Here is a 13,104-nt window from a genome sequence, read left to right as displayed (position 1 = left end):
TGGTTTGATTAGTTTTATATTTTCCTCAATGGTTCGTTGTTTTTAAAAGCTGCAGCATTTGCAGCAGCGCCCCCAGTTCTTCTACCGTGTAGCTGCCTTGTGGTGCGGCAGCAGCAAACGGTAAAGACGGCAGTCCTAAAAAATAGTCCAGCCGCCTCTCCAGCACATTGGCGATCCGCAGCAGCAGCTTCAGGCTGATCTGTACCCGGCCGCACTCGATGTTACTAAGGTGCGTCTGGCTGACACCGATCTTTGCTGCCAGTTCAAACTGCGTCAGTTCCTGTTCGGCCCGCAGGTTGCGGATACGGGCACCGACACCTTTCAGTTTAGTTTCATCGTACATACTTCACCCCCTGCAGCTTTGGGCAGACAAATAAAAGCTGCCTGAAAATTTTACTTAGCGACACTTACTGTTCATATTTTCAAATTACAGCTTTATATTTATTTACAAAAGCAATATCTTTAGTTATTATAGCACCTCTGTACCCCCCCACAAGACGCACGAAGGATTTTGTGTACATTTTTGTGTTTGCGCCGCGATACGCTTGGCGCCGCCGGCCTATGTAAACGGCTCGGCGGCTTGGTTTCAAAGGTTGGGCAAGAGTCGAAAAAATTTTTAGAAAATTTTTTTAATTTTTAATTTTTTTGCCCGTCGAGGGGAAATTTTGGTTTGAAGTTTTTAATTTTGGGGTGGATTTTTTATTTTTTCCCTGAAAAAGATACAAAAAATCCAGACCTGCTTAAAAACAGCAGATCTGGATTGGGGAATATTTTCAATCAGAGCACAGGGTTGCCATACTCTGATGAAAAACATGTATTATTTTATAAATAGTTAGAAGGTCCAGCGTGAACCGATATTCCAGCTCCAGTCTTTTTGAAAATCACCGCCGGCGCTACGTTCAAAATCAAGATATATATGATTATTTTTACCAGTCTGGATCGCTGCGCCGATACCATACTCAAACCAGGTATCTTTAAAGCTGCGGTCCATTTTTATGCAGCTGCCGCTGCTGTCTGTCAGCGTGGCGTGATAACCGCCGCCAAATTCATGCAGCAGGTTGGCTTTGAGATAAATATTTGTTTTGGAGTCGATGTCTTTGCCCAGATTAAAACCTAACCGTCCCAAGGCACTGCGAATACCTCCCTGACGTACGTCAATGCCGTTGCTGGTGGTATAATTATCGCCACCAAGATACCCCAGTGTCAGTTGCCCCTGCGGTTCGATATACCAGCCTTTGTCGTCCAGTATTTTTTTACGTCCGTATTCGCCGCTTAAGGAGACACCGACATTATGCATATCACCGCGAATCTTTTTACCGTTTTCGTCGAACATTTTGAAGTTGGTATCCATATGATGGAAACGTAAAACGACATCCAGATAATGGCCTTTATTACCCATTTCTGTAACATAGAAATTCATGGCCCGACTGTTATTTTCGCCGCTGCCGCGGGAATAGCCGGCATCGCCGTCAGCATAGCTGACAGATACGCCTCCATAGCGGGTGTAGTTGGGCTTTGCTTTCATTACTTCATCATAGCCTAATTCATAATGTGTATACTTGTTTTTGAAACCAAAATTACCATTGCGGCCTATTTTGGCGCCTTTGACTCTGACCCAGATCCCTTTTTCATCTGCGCCTTTATGCCGCAGATCACCCAAACGTTTCATCAGCTGGTCGTGATCGAGCCAGGTGTAATAGGCCAGCGCTCCTGCCGAGACGGCACCCTCCACACCGGGAGTCGGTTTTTCTTCAGGATCGATATTGGTTACAGCTTTCAGATACCAGTCGGTAGTGTAGTTGGGATCATATGTATTTGCTTTTTTATCCAGTTCGTAGCGCTGGTAATACAGTGTGCCTTCACCATCTACGGCTGTAAATTTACCATTATTATTTTTAACGCTGGCCAGCACTGTGTTTTCGGCTTCTGTACCTGTATAAAGACCGGTGATCTCATTTAAGGCGATAGCATGAGTACCGTCAAAGGTATCGGTCACATAGATGCGGTCACTGTTGTTGACATTGGTCGTACCGTCGATATCCAGAACAAAATAACCGCCGTTGCCACTGATATTTTCGGCAGTAAGGCTACTGAAGCTGCCGCCATCTTTGGTCATATCAACTACTGAGGTATTATTAATAAAATTGGTCAGCGAGGATGAGCCAGTCATTCTCCACATACTGTCAGTCATCGTCAGATCTATGGTACCGGAGTTTTCTACTGCGGATTTACCTGCAAACAGTGAGTTGGCTGCCAGATCAAGTTCGATACTGCCGCTGTTATCAGCCAACATATTGCCATGGATAGTAAATCTGCTGTCAGCGGCAAGCCCTTCGATTTTACCGCCGTTATCAGCATAAACAGCATAGCTGCCCGGGGCGACAGCACTGATATCGGCCCCGCCTTGGAATTTGATGCTGCCGTCGGCAGAATCGGCATAAGCAGCATGGGCTCCTGTTCCCTGCACGCTGAGCTGTAATCCGTCACCTGTTTCGATAACGCCGCGGGCCGCGTAAAGTCCATGCGCACCGTCGCCTTTAGTAGTCACATTGCTGTCATCACCTAAAGCAATGTTGGCATCCAGCATATCCGCATAAACGCCATGTGACTGTGCCCCCTGGGTATATATGGTAGAATCGCCGCCTACTTTTACCTGAGCCGCTTTTTCTTCACTGCCTTTAGAGGAAGCCGCAGCATAGACTTCAATACCATGCGCTTTATCACCCGATGTGGTAAGGTAATTGCGTCCATTCAAAACAGTAGTGCTTTCACCATCAGTCTTGACTGCCGAAGCATTAGCGCCGGACGTAAAAATATTGACATGCGCAGCCGCATTGACAGCTGCTTTGTTATTGTAAATACCGTTGGCGTTGTCTTTAGCTGTTGTAATGACCGCCAGCGCTTCCGTGCCGTCGCTAAAATGGTTAAGGTTTACCTGACCACTGAGCGCATGAATAGCAGTAGCGTCTTTACCTGTAGTATCGATAAACAGATTGCCGTGGAAATTGGTAGTGCCGTTTTCATTATAGACGCCGTGAGCGCCCAGGTCTTTGGTACTATAACGACCCCATTTGCCGCTGTCGCCGGCAGTAGTAATTTTAGTGGTGCCAAAAAATTCGGTAGTACCGCCTGCGGCTTCGGTAACCACTGCGGCACTGCCTGCCCCGGTGGTGTTGATCTGAGTATTGCCAGTCAGCTTAATCTGTGCTCCATTGATCGGAGTAACGCCATAAGGAGTAGCGCCGTTCCAAAGGCCAAAGGCCGGTACGTAACGGTCGATATAGGCTACATCACCGCTGAGATTGATAACCGTATTGCCATTAAATTCAACTGTGCCATTGATCGCACGCAGGGCTGAACTGCCGGCGCCTGTCATATTGATATTGGTATCACCGTTGATGATAGTATTGCCATGATCGTGACGAATAGCATAAGCTTCTTTTGTGCTGGCAGCGTCAGAAAAATTGGCATTGCCATTGAGCGTGATAGTGCTGTTGGCAGCCCCTACTCCGGTCCAAATACCGTAGCCGCGGCTATAACCATTATTTTCAAAATTGATATTGTCGGCAGTGATAACTACATTTTGATTGTTATTGGCAACATAGATACCGGCCACTTCGTCATATTTAGTGCTTTGGCCGCCAGCAGCGTCCAAGGCCATAGTCACATTGTAACCGGCTTTGTCTATCAGCAGACTGGCACCGTCATTATGCAGCCTGATGGCATTGGTATGAGCATAGGCATCATCATTATAAGTTCGGATCTCTACATGGCCGGCGCCATCAATGATAACAGCATCGGCAGTGCGGATATTCATGGCACTGCCATGGGCACCCGTCTGATTGTTGACGTCATTGATGATCCTGACTGTACCTGTGATCCTGCTGCCGCCTGAAACAGTTACAAATTCAGTGTTGGTTTCCAAACCTGCAGGCAGGTCACTGTTGACAACTTTTTCAGTTGCTACAGCGGCTTCGCCTGGAACATTGATCCCCCAGCAGCACATAACACTTGCCGCCAGTAAAGAAGACATTACTTTTTTCTGTAATAAATTTCGTTTACCTTGCTCTGTTTTTTGCATAACCATCTCACCTTTCTTGAAATAAAGTTGCAACATATAATAAAAAATTCCCCAATTTTTTATTGCCGTCATTATTTTTCCAACAGTCTCTACAAGAAGCTTTATTTTTATTTCTAATAGTTTATATCTTTCTTTTATTAACAATTTATTATTTTTTATAGTTTATATTATGCTTGTAAGTTATTTTTGATATAATACCACATTCGTCCCCCCCCGCAAGACATATTTATCTTCTTTTGTTTCGTCAGTTTTAATAGTCTTGCAAAACCTACTTTTAGCGCAATCAAAAAAACACCGATTTTTATCGGTGTTTTGAATTTACAGATATTATTTTAAAACAAAAAGCGCAATGCTTTGCATTGCGCTTTTTGGCGTTTTTCAGTCGTGCAGATGCGGTGCTTTATAATCAGCCGGCAGCCAGAAAAGCCTGATCGGCAGATTGGACGCTCCCGGAGGCGACCAGGTAAAACGTCCTTCACTGCTGGGCTCAAGCGTAGCGATGCGGAAGCCTTCTTCGCCTAAGCGGCCAAAAGCAGGAATATCAGGGATATTGATGAGCTTACGTTCACTGCCCTGCTCTAAAACGCCTACGCCGGCAAACATGCCGCCCCACGGATTGAGCCAAAGCTCATAAGGTTTATCGCCTTTCAGCTTATAATCGATATTATAAACAACGCCGTAATTGCCATAGTTTTCGGCCGGCAGCCCTGTGGTCGCATCTATGCCCCGCAGATATTCGCCGGTCTGGCTGTCTGCTAAAAGCAGTGCGTAGCCTGTGCCTGTTTCAGTTTCAATCGGACGCTGCAGCGTATAGTTCAGCTCAGCTTTGGCAAAAGTACCCCGCAAAGGATGCTCGTCCATAGGCAGCTGCTGCGCCAATGCCGCAAAAAGTTCAACATCGCTCTGCGGTTCGCACATCAGTACCGTTACTTCGACCGGCCTGTCGCTGGTAAAGTCGATAGTGCCTGTTAAAAGCTTGTCTGGCGGCAGCAGCGTGCCTTGCCCGCCCAGAAGTTCCGTCGTTTTGCCAAAACCCAGCGTAGTGGTGTGCGGTTTCTGGTCAGCAAAATAATATTCCTGTGATTTTTTACCAACAGCCTGATAGTCATGGCTGGGACCGTCGATACCGCTGCGGGTAACAGTAAAACTGGCAGGACGCAATCCGTTATTTTTGACAAGGATCGCCAGCTTTTTCAGTTTACTGGTACCGTTGACATGATGAAAGAACAGCCGCCCTTCACCCTGCAGTGTATCCCGGTATAAAATACCTGTTTCGTAAACCATTTCCGGGCTGTCGGAAAATAGCAGCCGCGGACCGTCGGCCTTCACTTTGGCCCGCAGCTGCTGATGATCAGGTACGCCCTGCTGCGGCCAGACAGCCTGAGCCAGACCTGCGGACGGGGTATTCAAAAGAAAGCCGCACATACATGCGGCTATAAGGTTTCCTAAAATTTTTTTCATAAGTATAATTATCCCCAACTACTGTTTTAAACTATTTGCATAGTCCTGCAAAAATTTTTCCAGGCCTTTATCAGTCAGCGGGTGCAGCAGCATCTGTTCCAGCACATTGGTCGGGATCGTCGCTATCTGCACTCCGGCCAGCATGACCTGATTGACATGGTCAAGATTGCGGATACTGGCAGCGATGATCTCCGTTTTCAGACCATACTGCTTAAAGATTTTGACCATATTGGCAACAAGCTGCACGCCGTCTTCACCGATGTCGTCCAAACGTCCGATAAAGGGACTGACGTAGGACGCGCCGGCATTAGCGGCCAGCATGGCCTGAGATAAGCTGAACACCAGGGTAACATTGGTTTTTATACCCTCGCTGCTCAGGATCTTTACTGCTTTTAAGCCTTCGGCAATACAGGGGATCTTGACAACGATGTTATCGGCTATCTGTGCCAGCTGACGTGCTTCACGCACCATGCCGGCACAGTCGGTACTGATAACTTCCGCACTGACCGGCCCTGTTACAAGTTTGCAGATTTCCGGTATCACTTCAGCCTGCGTGCGTCCGCTTTTAGCGATCAGGCTGGGATTAGTAGTAACACCATAGATGATACCCAATTCCGCCATGCCAGCTATTTCGTCGACATCAGCGGTATCCATAAAAATTTTCATCACTGAACCCTCTCTCCCACTGGAACTATACTATTTTAAGGTAATACGACTACCTTGGTGGCATTGGTCTGCCCCGGCAGGCTCATGGTCATGATGTTATACCAGGCCATGATGCGGTCGCCTTCTTTGATATTCTGACAGTCTTCATAAACGTCTTTGCTGACAGTTACGATGATGTCACGGTTAGAGTTGAGCAGGCGTACGGATTCTCCGTCTTCACTGGGAATAACCTTTTCAACATGCATATATTTGCCCTGTTTTTCGTTATTTTTGCCAAAAACAATGGCAAAGCCTTCTGCCTGCGGCGGATAGCTGCGGGTCATTTTGCTGGAATAGTAGGCGGTCACTTTGCGGCCTTTCCTTAAAGCGCGGTCGCCTTTCAGGTCGCCGTCTTTCCCGTCGATAAGCAAGGTTTTATCAGTTACGATAACTGTGGCTACAGGATAATTGCCATCGCCTTTTACAGTTACTTTATCTCCGTCAACGGCAATTATTTCGCCGGTAGTAGCCATTACGTCGCGTACCGGGCTGGGATAGATCTTTTCTGGTGGCTCTGCCGCGCTGACGATACCCAATCCCAGCGTAAACAGGCAAATCAATGTTAGAATAAATGTGCGTTGTAATTTCATGATCACAACTCCTCTCATCGGTTCGTACTTTTTATATTATAGCAAACCTTTGTGACAAATGCGTGTTATTTTAATAACTTAATCATGATAAAAACCTTGCCTATGTTAAAAAGGCCCGCAATGCGAGCCTTTTCTTATTTGTTGGTATAGGCGATGGCAAGCTCAGTAAGCATAGCCACAGCTTTATAAAGGCAGTTTTCATCAAAATCGAAGCAGCTGTTATGATGTCCGGCGGCAATTTCAGTGCCATACATCAGGTAAGCGGCACGGCCGCCCTTCTGCTGCACACGTTCCATAAAATACGAGCAGTCTTCACTGCCGCCCAGATCCATATAGTCCACAACTTTGGCATATTGACCGCAGCGTTCTGCGAGCACTTTGATCTCGGCGCCCAGTTCATGGTCGGCTACACAGGCAGGCGCACCGCCTGCTTCGCTGATAGTGACGTCGACATTATACATATCGGCGGAGGCTTTGATCATGCGGCGGGCTTCACTTATCATAAATTCATTGATCTCGGTATTGGCGCCGCGTGTTTCCATTTTGATCAGCCCCACGTCAGGAAGAACATTCCTGCCGGTACCGGCCTGTAATACGCCTACGTTGATCCTGGAAGCGCCCTGCCCGTGGCGGGAAATAGAGTGCAGCGCGATACATGATGCTGCCGCTGCCAAAAGGGCATTGCGGCCTTTTTCAGGTGCGGCACCGGCGTGGCTGGATTCGCCTTTGAAGCTGGCGTCCAGTTTTGTCGTTGCCAGAAAACCGCCTGTCAGGCAGACAAGCGAGTCCGCTTCGGTTGCTTTAAAGCCAATGTGCCCGCCAAACATATAATCGACATCGTCAACGATACCTTTGGCTACCATAGCACGTGCGCCGCGCACACCTTCTTCGGCCGGCTGAAAAATAAGCTTGACGGTTCCTGCCAGCTCTTCTTTATGTGCAGCAAGCAGTTTAGCCAGGCCAAGGCCAATAGTGACATGGCCGTCGTGACCACAGGCATGCATCGCGTTCGCATGCAGCGAACGAAAACTGTTTGCCAGGGGGCGATGCTGCTCGTCTGCGCATTCTTCAACATCATTGCAGTCCATATCGACACGAAAAGCGACAGTTTTACCGGGTCGGGCAAATTTCATCACGCCGACGACTCCTGTTTTTCCGCCCTTCATTTTCTCTACCAGATCTGCGTCAGCGCCTTCGCTGACGGCGCGGGCCATAGCCTGCTCCAGAACTTCCGCTCCGGGAAGTCCCATCATTTCAGATTCTTCAAGGGCATCGTCGCCCATATAAACGTCATAACCCAGTGCCTGCAGTTCTTTGATCACCATGGAAGCGGTCCTGAACTCCGTCCAGCCTGTTTCAGGATGACGGTGCAGATCACGACGACGCTTTACTAATTCGGGCTGCAGAGCTTCTGCTTCCTGCCAGATTTTTTGCATACTTCATATCCCCTCTTTCAAAAATCTAAAAAAGCACCAGCTGATCGCTGTCAATAGGCATCAAAGCATCGGCCGGGGTCTGTTTTCTATTTTTGTCTGTTACCCACTTGCCGCAGGCAGGGCAGCTCATGCTGGCTGTTCGCACAGCCCAGGCCAGATGTTTACCGCACTTGGGGCAGATAAATTCGACCTGCATTATTTCGCTTGCTTTGCGCTTTTCCATGACTGTTGCTTCGCACCTTTCGTTTGTACTCTTTGGTTTATTATACTATAATGCGCTGAACTTTGCAGACATTTTTAGCATTAAACCACATGGACAAATACCTGAAAATGGTCTATTCTATAAAGAGAATGTGTTTAGGAAAAGAAAAGCGAGGTAATAGTATGGCTGGATTGGCACAGGAATTTGAACGGCTTGGCTGCTGGGAATCGGCAACTGAGGAAGAAAATATCGTGATTTATGGTATGGATTTTGAAGATGAAAAAGTTTTTGTGGTTTTTACAGACGATGCCGGCAAAACGCCTGCCGATGAGGCAGCGCCGCTGGTGGCCGCCTGCTACAGCGACGACGACTGTTTTAAATGGGGCAAGGAGCTGGAAAACTTTGCCGCCTGGAAGCAATTGTGCGCCGAGCATAAGCCCGGCTCTCCTGCTTTGCTGCACGCTTTGGCAGCATACGAACTGCCCAAGAAATAGTATTAAAGCGAAAAAAGTCCTGCCGCTTGAAGCGGCAGGACTTTTGCATATTTTTAATTCAGTTTAAAGGTCACTTCAACGCTGGTATCTATTTTCAAAGTACCGGGCATCAGCTGCGTCGGAGCTGCCGCATCGGCTGCTAACGACCGTTTATAATTCATTCCTGACGCAACCATAGTCTCGCCGTTGTAGTCGCTGACTTCGGCGCTGAGCATTTCGCCAAGGTTACGTCCGCCGGCATTGGCCACGATCGCAGCTTTCGTCCTGGCATTGTCAACGGCAGCTGCTAAAAGCTGACGCTGCACAGTGCTTTCTTCGCTTAAGGCAAAGTTGACCTGATTGACATTAGTAACGCCTTCCTGAACGGTTTTATCGATAACATCGCCCAGTTTTTTCAAATCGTCTACCTTGATCCGCAAGGTGGTATTCAAGACATAGCCTTTTTGCCTGCTTTTGCCGTTGATATTTTCATAATCAGGATACAGGTTATAGCTGGAGCTTTGGATATTGCCTTCGCTGATCGCCAGCCCTAACAGGGCCCGGCGTACCTTCTGGCTTGCTTCCGCAGCCTGATCGCGCGCTGCTTCGGCAGTATCGGCTTTAACGCTGATCCCCAGCGTTACATAAGCCATATCCGGCGCTACTTCCTGTTTGGCAACGCCTCTGACAGAAATCGTATTTGCTTCGGCTGCCATAGCAGCACCCTGCATCGATAATAAACTTATGGCAACCAGTGTTGCAGCTGCCAGTGCTTTAACTTTTTTCATAGTAAGACCTCCCATTTCATTATGCCTTCATTATAGCATCGAACCTATGGCAAAACTATGTTTTTTAGCAAGCTTCACCTAGATATTACTTTTCTATCACAAAATTGTCACTGCTATTGCCAATTTGCCAAAAAAATTTTACAATTATATAAGCATTTAAACTTAGAAAAGAGGTCATCATCATGGAACGCAAAGTTATCCAAGTCGAGGAACGTCCGCCGCTTCTGCTCAACATTCCGCTCAGTATCCAGCATCTGTTTGCAATGTTCGGCGCAACTGTGCTCGTGCCGTTTCTCTTCAATGTCAATCCTACTACCTGTTTGTTTATGAATGGTATTGGCACATTATTGTATATTTTTCTTACCAAAGGCAAAATACCTTCTTATCTTGGTTCCAGTTTTGCTTTTATTTCCCCGGTAATGGTCATTCTAAGTACATCCAGTTACTCTGACGCCCAATCCGGTTTTATCGTTTTCGGTCTTATCTTCATTTTATTTTCCCTCATTATCAAATATACCGGCACCGGCTGGATAGACGTTATTTTCCCACCTGCCTGTATGGGTGCCATCATCGCTGTTATCGGCCTGGAGCTTGCGCCTACGGCGGCAGGCATGGCCGGTCTTACAGGTGATGTGATCGATTTCCGTAATATTGCGGTTTCCATGTTTACTCTGGCTGTGACGATTATTGGTTCCGTAGCTTTTAAAGGCTTTCTTTCTATTATCCCTATTTTATTCGGCGTTATCTGCGGTTATATCTTCTCTTTCTTTATGGGGCTGGTAGATTTAGCTCCTGTCGCAGCCGCCCCGTGGTTCCAGCTGCCGCATTTTTATCAGCCGACCTTCAATATCAATGCGATCCTGATCATTGCTCCGGCGGCTTTAGTAGTGCTGGCCGAACACATCGGCCATTTAGTAGTTACCGGCAACGTAGTAGAACGCAATCTGATCAAAGATCCGGGCCTGGCGCGTTCACTTTTTGCTGACGGCTGCTCCAACATCCTGTCCGGTTTCTTCGGTGCTACTCCTAATACCACTTATGGTGAAAATATCGGCGTTATGGCCATCACTAAAGTTTACAGCGTATGGGTTATCGGCGGTGCGGCAGTCATGGCGATCTGCCTTTCCTTTGTCGGTAAGCTGTCCGAGCTTATCCGCAGTATCCCCGTTCCCGTCATGGGCGGCGTCTGCATCCTGCTGTTCGGCGTTATTGCTGCTTCCGGGATCAGGGTACTGGTTGAAAGTAAGGTCGATTACAGCAAGTCTGCTAATCTTGTAATGTCCTCTGTAATTATGATCGTCGGCCTCAGTGGCGCCAAACTTACCTTCGGAACGATCAGCGTTCAGGGTATGGTTTTGGCAACACTGGTCGCTATTTTGATGAGCCTGACCTTTAAACTGCTTGATTCTTTAGGTTTGATGCGTAAAGATTGATGTAAAAAGTTTCGTAAAAAAAGACCTTACCTTTTGCAAGGTAAGGTCTTTTTGCTTCATTCAGGCAGAGAAAGAGATTAGCGCCGTCATTATACTTTCATATCAACTTTTTTGACTGCTTCAACTGCTTCGTTATCATCATGCAGTTTTTTCTGCTGTGCTTCAGCAGCATATTTTTTCAGCAATACCGTTACGAGGCCCGGCTCCGTCAGACCACCCGGACCGTCGATACAGCCACGGTCACAGGCCATACCTTCAAACAGCTCACATCTTATTTTCCCGTCAATAACTTTCTGCAGATCTTCAAGGCAATGCTCCAAGCCACTGGCATAATGCATAGCTGGTTCAGGACGCCCTGCTTCCTGCAGTGCATGGGCTACAGCCCCCTGCACCCCTTTGTGCAAAGGGAAGGAAATACCGAAGCCCGATGCTTTGGTAGCGTATTCTTCAGGTGTAACTGCGGCAGGGTCAATCCCCGCTCCTTCCAGCATACAGAATAATTCTTCAAAGGTCAGCACATAATCAATAGCATCAGCGAACTGTCTGGCTTCACCCTTTTTAGCTATACAAGGCCCAATAAAAACCGTAACGGCATCCGGATATTTTGTTTTTACATAGCGTCCGCAAGCAACCATTGGCGAAACTGTAGTAGAAATTTTATCGATATGCTCGGGCAAATGCTGTTTAATAAGGGAAACGAACGAAGAACAGCAAGAGCTGGTAATAAAGCTTTGCTGCGCCGGCACTTTCTCCATAAATTCTTCCGCTTCATGTAATGCCGCCATATCGGCTCCGACAGCAACTTCTTCGACACCGGCAAAACCCATTTTTTTGATAGCGGCAACTATCTGTTCCGGCGTTACTTTAAAACCCAGCTGCCCTATAAAAGAGGGCGCCAGCAGCGCATAGACCTGCTGCCCGCTTTTAATAGTCTGGATAAGCTGTACGATACTGCTGCGTTCGTCGATTGCACCAAAAGGACATGCGCTGCGGCAGGCACCGCATTGAACGCATTTCTGCGTATCGATTTTCGCTTTCCTGTCAGCACCTGCCGTAATCGCATCTAAAGGACAGGCACGTTCACAGGGACGGCTTACTTCAATGATCGCCCCATAAGGGCAGACCTTTTTACACATACCACATTCTATACATTTACTTTTATCTATATAGGCCCTGTTCTGGTGAATAGAAATAGCCTGTTTAGGGCATTTGTTCATACATTTATGGGCTACACAATGGCGGCAAGCATCGGTGATCAAAAATTTGTCGATCGGACACTGATCACAGGCTTCCGGTAAAACATCGATAATTGGCAATTCTTTATTGACAGGCTCTGCTAAAGCACGAGTAGAAGCTTCCACGATGTTCAGGTCTACCGTAAGTCCCAACGCCATGTTGATACGATTCTTTAACACCGCCCGTTCTTTATGCACACAACAGCGCACACGCGGGCCATCTTCAGTTACAACGCTGTAGAGTATATCATAAACATGCTCCGGTAAAGTACCCTGCCATGTAAATTTTGCCAAACCTGTTAAAACAGCACGACGGAATTTAGTAACTTCAGTCAGTTCCATATGATATACCTCCAGTGTAAAGTTCTGTACAAGATTATTGTACCGTTTTTTATTCAAATCAGCAAATAAAAGAAGTTAGAAAATTATACTGACGCCTATAGAAAAAATAAAGTATCTTTCTATCGCACGCGCATGCTCCTTTTTATACACCGGCGGTCAGAGGATGTTATCTCGCTGCGCTCGTAACCGCTGCGCCACACGAGCTGAAGCTCTAGGTGGCTCATGTGTCCCAGGCCAGGGCCTGCTCGGATAGATAACTAATAATAAAAAAGCAGACATACCAAAAATGGTATGTCTGCTTTTTAACCGGCAACTTTCTATCCTCCCAGGCCGCTTCCAGCCAAGTACTTTCGACGTT

The 13,104-nt window shown here is 47.2% G+C and carries 11 protein-coding genes; 2 read left to right on the top strand and 9 right to left on the bottom strand.

Annotation, left to right across the window (positions count from 1 at the left end):
* Window positions 1–25 precede the first annotated feature (25 nt).
* The 7 genes from Q4G98_RS08620 to Q4G98_RS08590 form a co-directional block, all read right to left on the bottom strand.
* Window positions 26–343: a helix-turn-helix domain-containing protein gene (locus tag Q4G98_RS08620; protein ID WP_298564284.1), complete on the bottom strand. Its 318-nt coding sequence runs from the start codon at window positions 341–343 to the stop codon at window positions 26–28.
* A 489-nt stretch (window positions 344–832) separates the two neighbouring features.
* Window positions 833–4,081 (bottom strand): autotransporter outer membrane beta-barrel domain-containing protein, encoded by a 3,249-nt coding sequence (locus Q4G98_RS08615; protein ID WP_298564283.1) that lies wholly within the window; start codon window positions 4,079–4,081, stop codon window positions 833–835.
* 378 nt (window positions 4,082–4,459) lie between these two features.
* Complete coding sequence (locus Q4G98_RS08610) at window positions 4,460–5,542, bottom strand: copper amine oxidase (protein WP_298564282.1); 1,083 nt, start codon at window positions 5,540–5,542, stop codon at window positions 4,460–4,462.
* An 18-nt stretch (window positions 5,543–5,560) separates the two neighbouring features.
* Window positions 5,561–6,208, bottom strand: coding sequence for a fructose-6-phosphate aldolase (gene fsa / locus Q4G98_RS08605; protein WP_298564286.1), 648 nt, complete (start codon window positions 6,206–6,208; stop codon window positions 5,561–5,563).
* A gap of 35 nt (window positions 6,209–6,243) precedes the next feature.
* Window positions 6,244–6,837 carry a hypothetical protein gene (locus Q4G98_RS08600; RefSeq protein WP_298564281.1) on the bottom strand — a complete coding sequence of 198 codons (594 nt, stop codon included), beginning with the start codon at window positions 6,835–6,837 and terminating at the stop codon, window positions 6,244–6,246.
* 134 nt (window positions 6,838–6,971) lie between these two features.
* Window positions 6,972–8,273 (bottom strand): amidohydrolase, encoded by a 1,302-nt coding sequence (locus Q4G98_RS08595; protein ID WP_298564280.1) that lies wholly within the window; start codon window positions 8,271–8,273, stop codon window positions 6,972–6,974.
* A gap of 25 nt (window positions 8,274–8,298) precedes the next feature.
* Window positions 8,299–8,496 carry a hypothetical protein gene (locus Q4G98_RS08590; protein WP_177561527.1) on the bottom strand — a complete coding sequence of 66 codons (198 nt, stop codon included), beginning with the start codon at window positions 8,494–8,496 and terminating at the stop codon, window positions 8,299–8,301.
* A gap of 161 nt (window positions 8,497–8,657) precedes the next feature.
* Between Q4G98_RS08590 and Q4G98_RS08585 the strand changes: the two genes are divergently transcribed.
* On the top strand, window positions 8,658–8,969 hold the full coding sequence (locus tag Q4G98_RS08585) for a hypothetical protein (RefSeq protein WP_177561526.1): 312 nt from the start codon (window positions 8,658–8,660) through the stop codon (window positions 8,967–8,969).
* Between the two features lie 53 nt (window positions 8,970–9,022).
* On the opposite strand, the gene Q4G98_RS08580 is transcribed toward Q4G98_RS08585, so the two are convergent.
* Window positions 9,023–9,736 carry an SIMPL domain-containing protein gene (locus tag Q4G98_RS08580; RefSeq protein ID WP_301961928.1) on the bottom strand — a complete coding sequence of 238 codons (714 nt, stop codon included), beginning with the start codon at window positions 9,734–9,736 and terminating at the stop codon, window positions 9,023–9,025.
* Window positions 9,737–9,918: 182 nt separating this feature from the next.
* On the opposite strand from Q4G98_RS08580, the gene uraA reads away from it, so the two are divergent.
* Window positions 9,919–11,169, top strand: a complete 1,251-nt coding sequence (gene uraA, locus Q4G98_RS08575) for a uracil permease (protein WP_298564277.1) — start codon at window positions 9,919–9,921, stop codon at window positions 11,167–11,169.
* Window positions 11,170–11,258: 89 nt separating this feature from the next.
* On the opposite strand, the gene Q4G98_RS08570 is transcribed toward uraA, so the two are convergent.
* Complete coding sequence (locus Q4G98_RS08570) at window positions 11,259–12,746, bottom strand: 4Fe-4S dicluster domain-containing protein (RefSeq protein ID WP_301961927.1); 1,488 nt, start codon at window positions 12,744–12,746, stop codon at window positions 11,259–11,261.
* Window positions 12,747–13,104: the final 358 nt, after the last annotated feature.

Source organism: uncultured Phascolarctobacterium sp. (genome assembly GCF_958349595.1).
Lineage (GTDB): Bacteria > Bacillota > Negativicutes > Acidaminococcales > Acidaminococcaceae > Phascolarctobacterium.
This window is presented reverse-complemented; position numbering and strand designations above follow the sequence as displayed.

Coding starts and splice junctions, on each gene's coding strand:
- Q4G98_RS08620 (WP_298564284.1), bottom strand. CDS start 343: ATGTACGATGAAACTAAACTGAAAGGTGTCGGTGCCCGTATCCGCAAC.
- Q4G98_RS08615 (WP_298564283.1), bottom strand. CDS start 4,081: ATGCAAAAAACAGAGCAAGGTAAACGAAATTTATTACAGAAAAAAGTA.
- Q4G98_RS08610 (WP_298564282.1), bottom strand. CDS start 5,542: ATGAAAAAAATTTTAGGAAACCTTATAGCCGCATGTATGTGCGGCTTT.
- fsa (WP_298564286.1), bottom strand. CDS start 6,208: ATGAAAATTTTTATGGATACCGCTGATGTCGACGAAATAGCTGGCATG.
- Q4G98_RS08600 (WP_298564281.1), bottom strand. CDS start 6,837: ATGAAATTACAACGCACATTTATTCTAACATTGATTTGCCTGTTTACG.
- Q4G98_RS08595 (WP_298564280.1), bottom strand. CDS start 8,273: ATGCAAAAAATCTGGCAGGAAGCAGAAGCTCTGCAGCCCGAATTAGTA.
- Q4G98_RS08590 (WP_177561527.1), bottom strand. CDS start 8,496: ATGGAAAAGCGCAAAGCAAGCGAAATAATGCAGGTCGAATTTATCTGC.
- Q4G98_RS08585 (WP_177561526.1), top strand. CDS start 8,658: ATGGCTGGATTGGCACAGGAATTTGAACGGCTTGGCTGCTGGGAATCG.
- Q4G98_RS08580 (WP_301961928.1), bottom strand. CDS start 9,736: ATGAAAAAAGTTAAAGCACTGGCAGCTGCAACACTGGTTGCCATAAGT.
- uraA (WP_298564277.1), top strand. CDS start 9,919: ATGGAACGCAAAGTTATCCAAGTCGAGGAACGTCCGCCGCTTCTGCTC.
- Q4G98_RS08570 (WP_301961927.1), bottom strand. CDS start 12,746: ATGGAACTGACTGAAGTTACTAAATTCCGTCGTGCTGTTTTAACAGGT.